The sequence below is a fragment of the Ramlibacter sp. genome, from assembly GCF_035548915.1.
Taxonomy (GTDB): Bacteria; Pseudomonadota; Gammaproteobacteria; order Burkholderiales; family Burkholderiaceae_C; genus Ramlibacter.
Genome location: NZ_DASZSE010000001.1, coordinates 18,791 through 33,962 on the forward strand (window position 1 = coordinate 18,791; position 15,172 = coordinate 33,962).

General features: G+C 67.1%; 13 protein-coding genes and 1 other RNA gene. 4 read left to right on the forward strand and 10 right to left on the reverse strand.

The window, feature by feature from the left end:
• Positions 1-77 precede the first annotated feature (77 nt).
• The 9 genes from rfaE1 to gyrA all read right to left on the reverse strand — a co-directional run bounded on the left by rfaE1 (position 78) and on the right by gyrA (position 11,539).
• On the reverse strand, positions 78-1,010 hold the full coding sequence (gene rfaE1, locus VHA82_RS00085; RefSeq protein WP_325538999.1) for a D-glycero-beta-D-manno-heptose-7-phosphate kinase: 933 nt from the start codon (positions 1,008-1,010) through the stop codon (positions 78-80).
• A complete protein-coding gene (gene lapB / locus VHA82_RS00090; RefSeq protein WP_325539001.1) occupies positions 1,007-2,140 on the reverse strand; it encodes a lipopolysaccharide assembly protein LapB in 1,134 nt (377 codons plus the stop codon). The genes rfaE1 and lapB overlap by 4 nt, the downstream gene beginning before the upstream one ends.
• Positions 2,130-2,411 carry a LapA family protein gene (locus tag VHA82_RS00095; protein WP_325539003.1) on the reverse strand — a complete coding sequence of 94 codons (282 nt, stop codon included), beginning with the start codon at positions 2,409-2,411 and terminating at the stop codon, positions 2,130-2,132. Before VHA82_RS00095 ends, lapB begins: the two co-directional genes overlap by 11 nt.
• Before the next feature lie 26 nt (positions 2,412-2,437).
• On the reverse strand, positions 2,438-2,737 hold the full coding sequence (locus VHA82_RS00100) for an integration host factor subunit beta (protein ID WP_325539004.1): 300 nt from the start codon (positions 2,735-2,737) through the stop codon (positions 2,438-2,440).
• 107 nt (positions 2,738-2,844) lie between these two features.
• A complete protein-coding gene (rpsA, locus tag VHA82_RS00105; protein ID WP_325539006.1) occupies positions 2,845-4,674 on the reverse strand; it encodes a 30S ribosomal protein S1 in 1,830 nt (609 codons plus the stop codon).
• Positions 4,635-6,632 carry a bifunctional 3-phosphoshikimate 1-carboxyvinyltransferase/cytidylate kinase gene (locus tag VHA82_RS00110; protein ID WP_325539008.1) on the reverse strand — a complete coding sequence of 666 codons (1,998 nt, stop codon included), beginning with the start codon at positions 6,630-6,632 and terminating at the stop codon, positions 4,635-4,637. Before VHA82_RS00110 ends, rpsA begins: the two co-directional genes overlap by 40 nt.
• A 31-nt stretch (positions 6,633-6,663) precedes the next feature.
• The gene (locus VHA82_RS00115; protein WP_325539010.1) at positions 6,664-7,536 is read right to left on the reverse strand and encodes a prephenate dehydrogenase; all 873 of its coding nucleotides are present in this window, start codon (positions 7,534-7,536) and stop codon (positions 6,664-6,666) included.
• Positions 7,537-7,797: 261 nt separating this feature from the next.
• On the reverse strand, positions 7,798-8,892 hold the full coding sequence (gene pheA, locus VHA82_RS00120; protein ID WP_325539012.1) for a prephenate dehydratase: 1,095 nt from the start codon (positions 8,890-8,892) through the stop codon (positions 7,798-7,800).
• Between the two features lie 10 nt (positions 8,893-8,902).
• Complete coding sequence (gene gyrA / locus VHA82_RS00125) at positions 8,903-11,539, reverse strand: DNA gyrase subunit A (RefSeq protein WP_325539014.1); 2,637 nt, start codon at positions 11,537-11,539, stop codon at positions 8,903-8,905.
• 241 nt (positions 11,540-11,780) lie between these two features.
• Between gyrA and ompA the strand changes: the two genes are divergently transcribed.
• From ompA to ssrA, 4 genes are all read left to right on the forward strand, one after another.
• On the forward strand, positions 11,781-12,458 hold the full coding sequence (gene ompA / locus VHA82_RS00130) for an outer membrane protein OmpA (protein ID WP_325539015.1): 678 nt from the start codon (positions 11,781-11,783) through the stop codon (positions 12,456-12,458).
• 105 nt (positions 12,459-12,563) lie between these two features.
• Positions 12,564-13,274 (forward strand): bifunctional 2-polyprenyl-6-hydroxyphenol methylase/3-demethylubiquinol 3-O-methyltransferase UbiG, encoded by a 711-nt coding sequence (ubiG, locus tag VHA82_RS00135; RefSeq protein ID WP_325539016.1) that lies wholly within the window; start codon positions 12,564-12,566, stop codon positions 13,272-13,274.
• Positions 13,274-13,948 (forward strand): HAD-IA family hydrolase, encoded by a 675-nt coding sequence (locus VHA82_RS00140; RefSeq protein WP_325539018.1) that lies wholly within the window; start codon positions 13,274-13,276, stop codon positions 13,946-13,948. The genes ubiG and VHA82_RS00140 overlap by 1 nt, the downstream gene beginning before the upstream one ends.
• Positions 13,949-13,963: 15 nt before the next feature.
• Positions 13,964-14,361: a transfer-messenger RNA gene (gene ssrA, locus VHA82_RS00145) on the forward strand.
• 71 nt (positions 14,362-14,432) lie between these two features.
• Here the strand turns inward: ssrA and VHA82_RS00150 are convergent.
• Positions 14,433-15,164: a GntR family transcriptional regulator gene (locus VHA82_RS00150; RefSeq protein ID WP_325539020.1), complete on the reverse strand. Its 732-nt coding sequence runs from the start codon at positions 15,162-15,164 to the stop codon at positions 14,433-14,435.
• Between the last annotated feature and the right edge of the window lie 8 nt (positions 15,165-15,172).

The window sequence follows — 15,172 nt, forward strand, 5'->3', positions numbered from 1 at the left end:
GCCGCAGAGAAATGAAATAAAGGAATCCTCTGCGGCCCTCTGCGGCTCTCTGCGCCTCTGCGGTGAACAAAGAGCCCCTAGCCCCCGAACAATTCTTCGTAGGCCACCGTCGCCGTTCCGAATTTGCCCACGACGATGCCCCCCGCCTTGTTCGCAATGGGCACGGCCTCCCGCAGGCTGAGCCCCGCGGCGACCATCGATGCGAGCGTGGCGATCACGGTGTCGCCCGCGCCCGTCACGTCGAATACCTCGCGCGCCTGCGCCTTCACGTGCAGCTCGCCCTCGGCGTCGAAAAGCGTCATGCCCGCGTCGCTCAGCGTGACGAGGATCGCATCCAGTCCGAGCGAGGCGCGCAGCTCCTGCGTGCGCCCGCGCAGATCGTCCTCGCCGTGCCAGCGGCCCACGACTTCCTGCAGCTCCGCCCGGTTGGGCGTGATGACCGTCGCGCCGCGATAGCGCGAATAGTCGTCTCCCTTCGGGTCCACGAGCACGGGCTTGCCGAGCGCGCGCGCGGCTTCGATCATCGAGCGGATGTGCGTGAGCCCGCCCTTGCCGTAGTCGGAGAAGAGGACCGCGTCCTGCCGAGGCGCGAGCTCGGCGAATTTCTCGGTCTGCAGCGCGAGCACCTCGTGATCGGGCTCGTTTTCGAAATCCATGCGCAAGAGCTGCTGCTGCCGGCCGATCACGCGCAGCTTCACGGTCGTGCGCAGATTTTCGTCGCGCTTCAGGTGCGCGCGGATGCCGGTTTCCTTCAGGAGCGCTTCGAGGGTGTGGCCCGCCTCGTCGTTGCCGACCACGCCGAGAAAGCTCGCCTGAGCGCCGAGCGTCGCCACGTTGTACGCGACGTTCGCCGCGGCGCCGATGCGCTCTTCCTGCCGCGCGACTTTCACGACCGGCACGGGCGCCTCGGGCGAGATGCGCTCCACCGCGCCGTGCCAATAGCGGTCGAGCATCGCGTCGCCCACCACGAGCACGCGAGCCTTCGCGAGTTGTTCCTTGGTCGGATTCATAGTTCCTCGACACGGCGCGCGGGGTAGCTGTCCCACGCGAGACAGCCGGGGCATTGCCAGAAATGCTGCTTCGCCTCGAAGCCGCAGGCCGCGCAGCGGTAGCGCATCAGCGGCTTGGCCGCATGATCCAGCGCACGCTGCACGTCCGGATGGTACTGCTCGTGCTCGAGCTTCTCGCCCGCGAGCCAGCGCGACGCCGCCACGAGCGACGGCTCGCGATGCACGTGCTTCGCATACCAGCCGCGCGCGGCCTCGGCGTTGGCCTCCAGCGCGGCGAGCCCCTCGAGCACGTCGAGCGAGCCCGTGAGCTCGTAGCTTCCGCGAAGGATGGCCGAGGTCTCCTCCCGCCGCCCGCATGCGATCGCGGCTTCGGTGAGCGGCTTCGCGAGCAGCGGGATGGTCGCGGGCGCGGCGTTGGCGAGCTGGGCGAGCGTCTCGAACGCAGCGGTCACATTGCCCGCGGTGCGCTCGAGGGCCGCGCGCTCGATCGCCGGGCGCGGCGCCGCGGGCGCGATGCGCGCTGCCTCGGCGAGCAGCATCTCGGCTTCCGCCGGCGGTGCGGCGGCCGCGAGCTCGCACAGGAAGTGCGCCCGCCGCCCGCTGAAATTGCCCTGGCCCGTCTTCTCCAGTTTTTCGGCCGTCTCGGCCGCGAGCAGCCAGTCGCGCGCGCGCTCGTAGAGCCCGAGCAGGGCGAGGAGCGCCTGGCCTTCGTACTGCGTGCCTTCGAGCTTGCGCAACGCCTCCTCGGCGCGATCGAGCAGGCCCGCCTTCAGGAAGTCGAGCGCGAGCGCGTGCTGCGCGCGATGCCGCTCCTCACGGTCGAGGTCGGCTCGTGAGAGCAGATGCTCGTGCACGCGCACGGCGCGCTCGTATTCGCCCCGGCGGCGAAAGAGGTTGCCGAGCGCGAAGTGCAGCTCGGACGTGTCCGGGTCGTTCTGCACCGCCTCGATGAAGGCGTCGATCGCCTGGTCCTGCTGTTCGTTCAAAAGGAAGTTGAGCCCGCGGAAATACGCCTTGGGCGCCTGCCGGTTTTCGATGCGCAGCTGCCGCAGGTCCAGTCGCGAGGCGATCCAGCCGAGCGCGAAGGCGAGCGGCAGGCCCCAGAACAGCCAGGAAAGGTCAAAGTCCATGCGGCGACGCGGGCGGCGGTGTCTCGGGGACGATCGGCGCCTCGCGGCGGGCCCGGTAGGCCTCGCGGCGGTGCCGCCACCAGCGCGGCACCATGCCGAGCGCGCCCACGACGAGCCCCGTCGCGAATGCGGCCAGGACCACCAGCACGAGCGGCGCGCGCCACTCGGTGCCGAAGAAGAAGTGCACCGTGGCGTCCTGCTGGTTGTTCAGCGCGAAGGCGAACAAGGTAAAAAAAATGGCTGCCTTGAGCAGCCATGTGAGGTATTTCATCGGGGCTGTCCTCGATGCCGAGGATTCTAATGACCCATTTCCTTGGTGCGCTGGTCCACCGATTCGCGCAGCGCCTTGCCCGGCTTGAAGTGGGGCACGCGCTTCTCGGGAATCTGCACGCTCTCGCCGGAGCGCGGATTGCGCCCCATGCGCGGCGGCCTGCGGTTGATCGAAAAGCTGCCGAAGCCGCGAATCTCGATGCGGTGGCCGCGCACGAGCGCCTCGCTCATCGCGTCGAGAATCGTCTTCACGGCGTATTCGGCGTCGCGATGGGTGAGCTGGCTGAAACGCGCGGCCAGTTCTTCGACGAGGTCGCTTCGGGTCATGTTGATTTCACCGCAGAGGCGCGCAGGACGCAGAGGGCCGCGAAGAGGGGTCCGGACAATCCGGAAGCGGCACTCGATGTCCTTTCGCGTCTTTGCGGTGAACCGCCTTACGACTTGTCCTGATCGTTCAGCTTCGCGCGCAGCAAGGCGCCCAGGCTCGTGGTGCCGGCCTGCTCGCGCTGCGACTGCTGCGAGAGCGCCGCCATCGCGCCTTGCTCGTCGGCCATGTCCTTCTGCTTGATCGACAGCTGGATGTTGCGGGTCTTGCGGTCGATGTTGGTGACGATCGCGGAGACCTCGTCGCCTTCCTTCAGCACGTTGCGCGCGTCTTCCACGCGGTCGCGGCCGATCTCGGAGGCGCGCAGGTAGCCCATGATGTCGTGGCCCAGGTCGATCTCGGCGCCCTTGGCATCCACCGTCTTCACCTTGCCGCTCACGATGGAGCCCTTGTCGTGCACCGAAGTGAACGTGGTGAACGGGTCGGCGTCGAGCTGCTTGATGCCCAGGCTGATGCGCTCGCGGTCCACGTCCACGCCCAGCACCACGGCATCCACTTCCTGGCCCTTCTTGTAGTTGCGCACGGCCTGCTCGCCCGGCTCGTTCCACGAGAGGTCGGAGAGGTGCACGAGGCCGTCGATGCCCGAGGCGAGGCCCACGAACACGCCGAAGTCGGTGATCGACTTGATCGGGCCCTTCACGCGGTCGCCGCGCTTGGTGTTCTGCGCGAACTCCTGCCACGGGTTGGCCTTGCACTGCTTCATGCCGAGGCTGATGCGGCGCTTGTCCTCGTCGATCTCGAGCACCATCACTTCGACTTCGTCGCCGAGCGACACCACCTTGGAGGGGGCGACGTTCTTGTTGGTCCAGTCCATTTCGGAGACGTGCACCAGGCCTTCGATGCCGGGCTCGAGTTCGACGAAGGCGCCGTAGTCGGCGATGTTCGTGACCTTGCCGAACATGCGCGTGCCGGGCGGGTAGCGGCGCGAAACGCCGAGCCACGGGTCGTCGCCCATCTGCTTCAGGCCGAGCGACACGCGGTTTTTCTCGGTGTCGAACTTGAGGATCTTGGCCGTGATCTCCTGGCCGGCCTGCACCACCTCGCTCGGGTGGCGCACGCGGCGCCACGCCATGTCGGTGATGTGCAGCAGGCCGTCGATGCCGCCCAGATCCACGAACGCGCCGTACTCGGTGATGTTCTTCACCACGCCGCGGACGATGGAGCCTTCCTTCAGGGTTTCCATCAGCTTCGCGCGTTCCTCGCCCATCGACGCCTCGACCACCGCGCGGCGCGACAGCACCACGTTGTTGCGCTTGCGATCGAGCTTGATGACCTTGAACTCCATCGTCTTGTTCTCGAACGGGGAGAGGTCCTTGATGGGGCGCGTGTCGATAAGGGAGCCGGGCAGGAAGGCGCGGATGCCGTTCACGAGCACCGTGAGGCCGCCCTTCACCTTGCCGGTGGTGGTGCCGGTCACGAAGTCGCCGGATTCGAGCGCCTTCTCGAGGCTCATCCAGGAGGCGAGGCGCTTGGCCTTGTCGCGCGACAGGATCGTGTCGCCGTAGCCGTTTTCGAGTGCGTCGATGGCGACGGACACGAAGTCGCCCTCCTGCACTTCCACTTCGCCCTGGTCGTTCTTGAATTCGTCGATGGGGATGTACGCCTCGGACTTGAGGCCGGCGTTCACGACCACGTAGCTGTGTTCGACGCGAACCACTTCGGCGGTGATCACCTCGCCGGCGCGCATTTCCGAGCGCTTCAGCGATTCTTCGAACAGGGCGGCAAAAGATTCAGACATTGAGTTGGCTTTTTGTGATCCTTTCGGACCACGGGTCAGGTTGATGATCCACACGGCCGATGCGCTGCTGCGCGGAGGGAGCCGTGTGGGCCTCTTGGGCGTCAGGCCGCCTTCTCGAAAGGCTGCCTGGCTTCCCACCATTCGATGACTCGCGCGACCGATTCTTCGACGGTCTGCCCCGAGTTGTCGAGAAGGAGGGCGTCCTGCGCGGGCTTCAAGGGCGCGACCGCGCGGGACGAGTCCCGCAGGTCGCGCGCCTCGAGGTCGGCGCGAAGGGTCTCGATTGTAGTTGAAATCCCTTTTGAAATCAATTGCTTATGCCGCCGCTCGGCGCGGCGTGCGGCGCTGGCGGTGAGGTAGACCTTCAGCGCCGCGCCGGGAAAGATGACGGTGCCCATGTCGCGCCCGTCGGCCACGAGCCCCGGGAGCGTGCGAAACGAGTGCTGCAGGGCCACCAGCGCCGTGCGCACGGCCGGCAGCGCCGAGACGCGCGAGGCGTTCATGCCGGCTTCTTCCGTGCGGATCTCGTGCGTCACTTCCTCGTTGCCGAGGAAGACGGCGCTTGCGTCGAAGCGCACGGGCAGCGTCTGCGCGAGCTGCGCGATCTCGCGCTCGTGCGCGAGGTCCAGCGCGAGGCCCGCCCGCGAAGCGGCGTAGCCCGTCACACGGTAGAGCGCGCCCGAGTCGAGGTAGTGGAAGCCCAGCCTTTTGGCGACCTCGGCGGCGAGCGTGCCCTTGCCCGAAGCGGTCGGCCCGTCCACGCAGATCACCGGCACGCGCTCGGTTTCGGCGCGCGCGACGCGAAACATCGTCTCGAAATAGTCCGGGAAGGTCTTGGCCACGCACTTCGGGTCGAGGATGCGCACCGGCAAGCCCTGCGAATTGAGCGCGGCCAGCGAAAAGCTCATCGCCATGCGGTGGTCGTCGTAGGTGTGGATCGCGGCCGGCCGCCACGCCTTCGGCGGCGTGACGCGCAGGGAGTCCGCGCCTTCGTCGACTTGCGCGCCCAGCTTGCGCAGCTCGGCCGCCATGGCCGCGAGCCGGTCCGTTTCCTTCACGCGCCAGCTCGCGATGTTGCGCAGCGTCGTCGGCCCGTCGGCATAGAGCGCCATGACCGCGAGCGTCATCGCCGCGTCGGGGATGTGGTTGCAGTCGAGGTCGATCGCCTTCAGCGGCCACGCGCCGCGCGAGACTTCGAGCCAGTTCGCGCCGCTCGCCACCGCCGCGCCCATCGAACGCGCGGCGTCGACGAAACGGATGTCGCCCTGGATCGAGTCCGCGCCGACGCCGACGATCCGCACCGAAGCCGGCGTGCCCGCTCCGATCGCACCCAGCGCAACGAAATAGCTGGCCGACGACGCATCCGCTTCGACGTGGATTTCGCCGGGCGAGGTGTAGCGGCTGCCGCCCGGAATGGTGAACCGCTGCCAGCCTTCGCGCCGCACGTCGATGCCGAAACGCCCGAGCATGTTCAGCGTGATTTCGACGTAGGGACGGGAGATGAGTTCGCCCACCACCTCCACGACGACGTCCCTGCGGGCGACGAGCGGCAAGGCGAGCAGCAGCGCGGTGAGGAACTGGCTCGACACGTCGCCTCGCACGCGGATCGGCCGATCGAGGGCGAGCCCGGCGTGCGGATGGATTCGCAGCGGGGGATAGCCTTGCGCGCCTTCCCAGTCGATCCGGCAGCCGAGCGCGCGCAGCGCATCGACCAGGTCGCCGATCGGTCGCTCGTGCATGCGCGCGACGCCGCTCAGCTCGAATTCGCCGCCCAGAAGCGCGAGCGCCGCCGTGAGCGGGCGCATGGCGGTGCCGGCGTTGCCGAGAAAGAGCCGCGCGGGCGATGCGGGCGGCTTCGCTCCGAGGCCCGTCACTTCGACGACGTCCGCACGGTGCACGACGCTGCAGCCGAGCGCGCGCAGCGCATCGAGCATCACGCGCGTGTCGTCGGAATCGAGCAGGTCGTGGATGCGCGTCGCGCCTTCGCTCAGCGCCGCGAGCAGCAGCACGCGGTTGGAGATGCTCTTGGAGCCCGGCAGCACCACGGTGCCGCCCGCGCCCGCGAGCGGCGGAATGTCGAGAAAGGCCGTGTCGTACATCTGCGCGGGGTCCGGCTTGCGCGGTTCGCGCCTACTTCCTCGCCTGCGTCATGCGCCAATGGGCGCGCGCGGCGCTCGCGCGGTCGATCAGCGTCTCGAGCGTGTCCGCGTCGCCGTCGATCATCGCGCGGCGGATGTCGGCCACGCCGTGCTCGAAGATTTCGAGCTGCGCGAGCAGTTCCTGCCGGTTGGCGAGCAGAATGTCGCGCCACATCTTCGGGTCGCTCGCGGCGATGCGGCTGAAGTCGCGAAAGCCAGGTCCGGCGAGCGAAAGGAATTCGCGGCCCTGCGCCTGGCCCGCGATGCCGTTCATGAGCGCGAAGGCCACGAGGTGCGGCAGATGGCTCACGGCGGCGAAGGCGGCGTCGTGCGCTTCGGGCGACATCTGCTTCACCTTGGCGCCGAGCGCGTCCCACAGCTGCGTCGCGCGGCCGAGCTGCGCCACGAGCGTGCGTTCGATCGGCGTGAGAATGACCTGCCGGCCCGCGTACAGGTCGGGGTCGGCGTGTTCGACGCCGGAGACTTCCTTGCCCGCGATCGGATGGCAGGGGACGAAGCAGCCTAGCTGGTCGCGCAGCACGCGGCGCGCCGAATCGACGACGTCGCGCTTGGTGGAGCCGACGTCCATCACCAGCATCTCGTTGGTGACCAGGTGACGGATGGCCTTGAAGGTCGCCTCGCTCGCTGCCACGGGCACGGCGAGCAGCACGATGTCGGCGCCGGAGACGGCCAGCAGCGCCGAAGGCGCCTCGACGTCGATCACGCCCATCTGTCGCGCGCGTTCGGTGGTGGAGGGCGACTTGCTGTAGCCGACCACGCGCTTCACGAGGCCCGCGCGCTTCATCGCGAGCGCGAACGAGCCGCCCATGAGGCCGCAGCCGATGAGGCCGAGTTGCTCAAACACTCGGCGTCATCCCCGCGGATGCGGGGAGCCGGTGACTGCGCCTGGAAAGACGCTGGATTCCCGCGTTCGCGGGAATGACGGCTGGTTGTCTCGGCGACAAGACGGCTGGCTGTCTCGACGGGATGACGGCGGGCTGTCTCGGCGACATGACGGCTGGCTGTGTCGGCGGGATGACGGTGGGTTGTCTCGACAACATGACGGCGGGCTGTCCCGGCGACATGACGGCTGGTTGTCTCGACGGGATGACACTTGGCTGCTTCATCAATCTCCGACCGGATAGGTGCCGAGCACCTTGTAGTACGCGCACAGCGATTGAAGGTCCTGGAGCGCGGCGGCCACGTGCGGCTGGGAGGGATGGCCCGCGATGTCGATGTAGAAATAATATTCCCACTGGCCCGAACGCGCCGGACGCGATTCGAAGCGCGTCATCGACACGCCGTGCTGCTTGAGCGGCACGAGGATGTCGTGCACCGCACCGGGACGATTCGGCACCGACACGATCAGGCTCACGCAGTCCTTGCCCGAGGCTTCCGGCGCGGGCAGCGTCTGCGGCAGACAGACGACGGCGAAGCGCGTGCGGTTGAAGGCGTCGTCCTGGATCGCGTGCGCGGCGATGTGCAGCCCGAACTGCGAGGCCGCGCGTTCGCTCGCGATGCCGGCCCATGCGGGATTCGTGGCCGCGAGCCGCGCGCCTTCCGCGTTGCTCGAGACGGCGCGCCGCTCGGCCCGCGGCAAGTGCGACGTGAGCCAGCCCTGGCATTGCGCGAGCGCCTGCGGGTGGGCGAGCACCACTTCGACGCCCTCCAGCGAATTCGTGCGGCGCAGGAGGTGGTGCCGCACGAGCAGGCTCACCTCGCCCACGATGTGCAGCGGTGAATTGAGAAAGAGGTCCAGCGAGCGCGTGACCACGCCTTCGGTGTTGTTCTCCACCGGCACGACGCCGTAATCCGCCGCGCCCGACGTGGCCGCGTGGAACACCTCGTCGAAATTGGCGCAGGGGATGTGCTCGATGCTGGAGCCGAAGAAGTGGACCGCGGCCTGTTCGCTGAAGGTGCCCGCCGGCCCCAGATAGGCGACCCGCTGCGGCGCCTCCAGCGCCCGGCAGGCCGACATGATCTCGCGCCAGATGCTCGCGACGTTGCCGTCCTTCAGGGGCCCCCGGTTGGCCGACTGCAGGCCGTTGATCACCTCGGCCTCGCGCTCGGGCCGGAACACGTGCGAGCCTTCGGCGCGCTTCAGGTCGCCGACCTCGTTGGCAAGCGCCGCGCGGCGATTGAGCGCCTCGAGCAGTTCGCGATCGACCGAGTCGATGGCGCCGCGCAGTTCGGCGAGGGTTCGCGTGGGCTGGCTCGTCATGGGCGAAGGCCTACTTGCCGCTGCCGGCCGCGGGCTCCTCGCCCTCGGCGCCGGCCGCGTCGGCCGCGTCGTTTTCCACGATGCGCTGCAGCCCGGTGAGCTTGGAGCCGTCGTCGAGGCTGATGAGCGTCACGCCCTGCGTCGCGCGGCCCATCTCGCGGATCTCGCTCACGCGCGTGCGCACGAGCACGCCGCGGTCGGTGATCAGCATGATCTCGTCGTCGGTGTGCACGAGCGTCGCGGCCACGACCTTGCCGTTGCGCTCGCTCTGCTGGATCGCGATCATGCCTTTGGTGCCGCGGCCGTGGCGCGTGTATTCGGCGATGGGCGTGCGCTTGCCGAAGCCGTTCTCGGTGGCGGCGAGCACGCTTTGCTCCTCGTCCTCGGCCACGAGCATCGCGATCACGCTCTGGCCCGGGTCGAGCGCCATGCCGCGCACGCCGCGCGCGTTGCGGCCCATCGGCCGCACGTCCTCCTCGTCGAACCGCACCGCCTTGCCGCCGTCGGAAAACAGCATCACGTCGTGATGGCCGTCGGTGAGCGCCGCGCCGATCAGGTAGTCGCCTTCGTCGAGGTCCACCGCGATCAGGCCCGCCTTGCGGGGGTTGCTGAATTCGTCGAGCGCGGTCTTCTTCACCGTGCCCATCGAGGTGGCCATGAAGACGTAGTGATCGGCCGGGAAGCTCCTGAATTCGCCGGTGAGCGCAAGCACCACCGTGATCTTCTCGGCCTCGGCGAGCGGGAACATGTTGACGATCGGCTTGCCGCGCGAGCCGCGCGAGCTCGCCGGCACTTCCCACACCTTCAGCCAGTACATGCGGCCGCGGTCGGAAAAGCAGAGGATCCAGTCGTGCGTGTTGGCGATGAAGAGCTGCTCGATCCAGTCGTCTTCCTTCGTCACGGCGGCCTGCTTGCCGCGGCCGCCGCGCCGCTGCGCGCGGTATTCGGACAGCGGCTGGCTCTTGATGTAGCCCGAGTGCGAGAGCGTCACCACCATGTCCTGCGGGGTGATGAGGTCCTCGGTGGCGAGGTCCTGCGCGTTCTGCTCGATCACGCTGCGGCGCGCGCCCGCCTTCGTCTGGCCGAACTCGTGCTTGAGCGCGCCGAGCTCCTCGCCGATGATGGAGGAGACGCGCGCCGGCTTCGCGAGGATGTCCAGCAGGTTCTCGATTTCGGCCATCACCTCGCGGTATTCGGCGACGATCTTGTCCTGCTCGAGCCCGGTGAGGCGCTGCAGCCGCATCTGCAGGATTTCCTGCGCCTGCGTGTCCGACAGGCGGTAGAGGCCGTCCGCGCCCAGGCCGTACTGCTTCTCGAGCCCGTCGGGGCGGTAGTCGTCGGCGTTCACCACCGAGCCGTCCTCGCGGGCGCGCGTGAGCATTTCGCGCACGAGAGACGAATCCCACGGGCGCAGCATCAGCTCGGCTTTCGCGACGGGCGGCGTGGGCGACTCGCGGATGATGCGGATGAATTCGTCGATGTTGGCGAGCGCGACCGCCAGGCCCTCCAGCACGTGGCCGCGTTCGCGGGCCTTGCGCAGCGCGAAGACCGTCCTGCGCGTCACCACCTCGCGGCGGTGCTGCAGGAAGATGTCGATCATGTCCTTCAGGTTGCACAGCTTCGGCTGGCCGTCCACGAGGGCCACCATGTTGATGCCGAAGGTGTCCTGCAGCTGGGTCTGCTTGTAGAGGTTGTTCAGCACGACCTCGGGGACCTCGCCGCGCTTCAGTTCGATCACGAGCCGCATGCCGGACTTGTCGCTTTCGTCCTGGATGTGGCTGATGCCCTCGAGCTTCTTTTCGTTCACGAGCTCGGCCATGCGCTCCTGCAGGGTCTTCTTGTTGACCTGGTAGGGCAGCTCGTCCACGATGATCGCGGTGCGCTGGCCGCGGTCGATTTCCTCGAAGTGGCACTTCGCGCGCATCACCACGCGCCCGCGGCCCGTGCGGTAGCCTTCGCGCACGCCCGAGATGCCGTAGATGATCCCGGCGGTCGGGAAATCGGGGGCGGGCACGATTTCCATCAGCTCGTCGATGGAGGCCTCGGGGTTTCCGAGCAGGTGCAGGCAGGCGTCGACCACCTCGTTCAGGTTGTGCGGCGGGATGTTCGTGGCCATGCCGACCGCGATGCCGCCCGAGCCGTTCACGAGCAGGTTGGGCAGGCGGCTCGGCAGGACGAGCGGCTCCTTCTCGCTGCCGTCGTAGTTGGGGCCGAAGTCGACCGTTTCCTTGTCGATGTCGGCAAGCATCTCGTGCGCGATCTTGGCAAGGCGAATCTCGGTGTAGCGCATGGCCGCGGCGTTGTCGCCGTCGACCGAGCCGAAGTTGCCCTGGCCGTCCACCAGCATGTGGCGCATGGAAAAGTCCTGCGCGAGGCGCACGATCGTGTCGTAGACCGACTGGTCGCCGTGCGGGTGGTATTTGCCGATGACGTCGCCCACGATGCGCGCGGACTTCTTGTACGGCCGGTTCCAGTCGTTGTTCAGCTCGTGCATCGCGAAGAGCACGCGGCGGTGCACGGGCTTCAAGCCGTCGCGCGCGTCGGGCAGCGCGCGGCCCACGATCACGCTCATGGCGTAGTCGAGGTAGCTGCGCCGCATCTCCTCTTCGAGGCTGACGGGCAGGGTCTCTTTGGCGAATTGGGTCATGAAGGGGAGGAGATGCTCGCTGGAACGCGTGCGAAGCCGGACATTTTACTTCCGCGGGCCATGTCGCTGCGCAGCAACAGGCGGTCGGATTCAGGTTTTGTCCTACGTGGGGTGCCAGCCTGAACCGTTGATTGTCCAAGGCCGTATGGCACAATAGTTTGGACGTATTTGGTGAATTGGTCACTGAACACGTAGTGCTCACGCAGCGCGGCTGCGGCTTTTTCCCCCCAAGAGGAGAACCATGAAGAAACTGAACAAAGTGGCGCTGCTGTTCGCCGCCGCTGCGTTGGCGACGTCGGCCGGCGCCCAGGTGCGGGCGGCCGACGGCGGCAACCGCGTGGACAATTGGCAGAACGGTACTGGCCAGTTGGTCTGGAAGAACGGAACCAACGAACTGTGCTGGCGTGACGCCAACTGGACGCCCGCCACGGCAGCTGTAGGCTGCGATGGTGCTCTCGTGGTCGCGGCTCCTCCGCCTCCTCCGATGGCGCCGCCGCCTGCCATGACGCCGCCCCCGCCGCCGCCCCCGCCGCCGGCTCCGGCCCCGGCCCCGGCCGCCGCGACCAAGGTGACGTACGCTGCCGACGCTTTCTTCGACTTCGACAAGTCCGTGCTGAAGCCCGAGGGCCGCGCCAAGCTGGACGACCTGGTCGACAAGGTGAAGGCGATCAACCTCGAAGTGATCATCGCCGTCGGCCACACCGACGCGGTGGGCACGGACGCCTACAACCAGAGGCTGTCGGTTCGCCGCGCCGAAGCCGTGAAGGCCTATCTCGTGTCCAAGGGCATCGAGAAGAACCGCGTGTACACCGAAGGCAAGGGCGAGAAGCAGCCCGTCGCCGACAACAAGACCGCCGAAGGCCGCGCGAAGAACCGCCGCGTGGAAATCGAAGTGGTCGGCACGCGTTCGAGCCAGTAAGCGACGCTCTGCGTCTCAACGAAAGGCCTCGCACTGCGGGGCCTTTTTCTTTTTTACACCTCCACCGTTTCCAAAGCTGAGCCGCTGCGGCGACAATGGCGCGCCATGACCGATGCCGCCCTGAACGCCGACCCGAGCGAGCTGGCCAAGTTCTCCGAACTGGCGCATCGCTGGTGGGACCCGGCGAGCGAGTTCCGTCCGCTGCACCAGATCAATCCGCTTCGGCTCGGCTGGATCGACTCGCTCGCGCCGCTCGCGGGACAGCGCGTCGTGGACATCGGCTGCGGCGGCGGGATCCTCTCGGACTCGATGGCGCGCAAGGGCGCTCAGGTGCTGGGCATCGATCTGTCGAAGAAGGCGCTGCGCGTGGCGCAGCTGCATGCGCTGGAAGCGGGCACGCCCAACGTGGAATACCGGGAAGTGAGCGCGGAGGCACTCGCCGCTGAGCAGCCCGGAAGTTTCGACGTGGTGACGTGCATGGAAATGCTCGAGCACGTGCCCGATCCCGCGAGCGTCGTGCGGGCGTGTTCGGCGCTGCTGAAGCCCGGCGGCCGAGCCTTCTTCTCGACGCTCAACCGCAACGGCCGCGCGTTCCTTCTGGCGATCGTCGGCGCGGAGTACGTGCTGAACATGCTGCCCAGGGGCACGCACGAATACCTGAAGTTCATCCGGCCGAGCGAACTCGCGGCCTGGTGCCGGGGAGCCGGCCTCGACTGGGAGCAGGCTCGCGGTCTCGAATACAACCCACTCACGCGGCGCTATCGCCTGTCCGGCGACACGAGCGTGAATTACCTCGTCGCAGCGCGGAAGACCTGATGTTCGCCAATCTCCAAGCCGTGCTGTTCGACCTCGACGGCACTCTGATCGACAGCGCCCCCGACCTGGGCGCCGCCGCCGACAAGCTGCGCACGGACCGCGGCTTGCCCTCGATCCCGTTCGAGCGCTATCGCCCGATGTGCGGTGCGGGCGCGCGGGGCATGCTGGGCGTTGCTTTCGAGATGACGCCGGATCATCCCGAGTTCCCCGTGTACCGCGAGGAGTTCTTCCGCAACTATGAGGCCTGCCTGACAGAGCGCACGCGCGAATTCGACGGGGTGGCGCAACTTGTGGATGCGCTGGTGGAGCTCGGCGTCGCGTGGGGTGTGGTGACCAACAAGTCGATGCGCTTCGCGGGGCCCCTCACGCAGGCGATGCCGTTGTTTCGCAGCGCGCGTGCCGTGATCGGGGGCGACACGACGCCGCACACGAAGCCTCATCCTGAGCCGCTGCTCGAGGGCGCGCGGCGTCTGGGCGTGCCTGCGCACTGCTGTGTCTACGTGGGCGACGACGAGCGCGACGTGATGGCCGGGCGCGCGGCGGGCATGGGCACGGTGGTGGCGGGCTATGGGTATCTCGGCGCGAAGGGCGAGACCGCGAGTTGGGGTGCGGATGCCCACATCCAGCGTCCGCTCGATTTGCTCGCGCTCTTGAAAACGGGCGTTCCGGCGTAAACTACGTACTTCCCTGGGGCTGCACTGGTCTCGACGTGGGTTCGGACACGCAGCAGGGCATGCCGAGGTTCAGTCACCTCGTTAATCCGCTGAAACAAACCAACTGCGAACCAAGTAGCAGCCAACGACGACGATTTCGTGCCCGAACTTAAGTACGGTACCTAATCGCGTCTTCCTCGCACCAGCTTGTCGATGGGCTGGGCAAAGGGCGTAAGCCCCGAGCAGCGAGGTCATTCACATCGGCTGGCCTGGACCCGGGTGCCTTGGGTCCTGGCGAGAAAATAGGGCACTGGCTTCCTGCGTAGCGTGCGACTGCGCGACGCGGGCGGCGAGACTCAAATCAGATCGCTAAGCATGTAGAACTGTTCGTAGAAGGCTTGCGGACGCGGGTTCGATTCCCGCCAGCTCCACCAACTATCCCTCCAGCGCCGTCCAACTGAATCCAGTGGACGGCGTTTTTCATCGGGTCGGAAAGCGCCTCCCGTCAAGGCGGAAAACGCAGGATGCGTTGCTGCGCATTGTGCAAGTGCTTCTGCATCGCCAATCTTGCCTTGTCCTCATCGCCCTTGAGGACGGCCCGGGCAATGGCCAGATGCTCTTTCGTCGAGGCAAGGCGATACGCCTCGTCGCCGGCACCTCTGGCCACGCGCCGCGGGAAGGAATTCAAATGCATCTGATCGATCAGCTCGGACAATCGAGGGTTGTCAGCGAATTCGACAAGAACCTGATGAAGCGCCTTGTTCTCCTTGAGGAACTCTTCAAGCGGCTTGAGCTCCCCAAGAGAGTGCTGTGCGATCAATCGCTCGAGCTTCGCTCGATGCCCCTCGACGCCAATCCTCTTGGCCGCTAGAGCGGCAGCAAGACCCTCCAGAGCCTCTCGGACCACCATCGTATTTGCAATCTCGTCCAGCGTGAGCCGCCGCACGACGGCGCCACGGTTCGGCACGATGTCGACGAACCCCTCTTTCGCAAGCAATCGAAGCGCTTCGCGAAGCGGACCGCGGCTGACGCCGAATTCTTCCGTGAGGTCGGATTCAACCAGGCGCTGACCCGGGGCGAACTGCCCATCCTGAATCGCGTTTCGAATCAACAGGTGAAGCTGATTCACCTTGCCGCCCCTCTGTGTTGCGGCAACCGTCAGACCGTGTTCATTGAGCGGCGTAGGCATTGTCTTGATCTGGCCCCCGAACCATTCTCGCATTTGCTTTGCAGACACGATTGCCC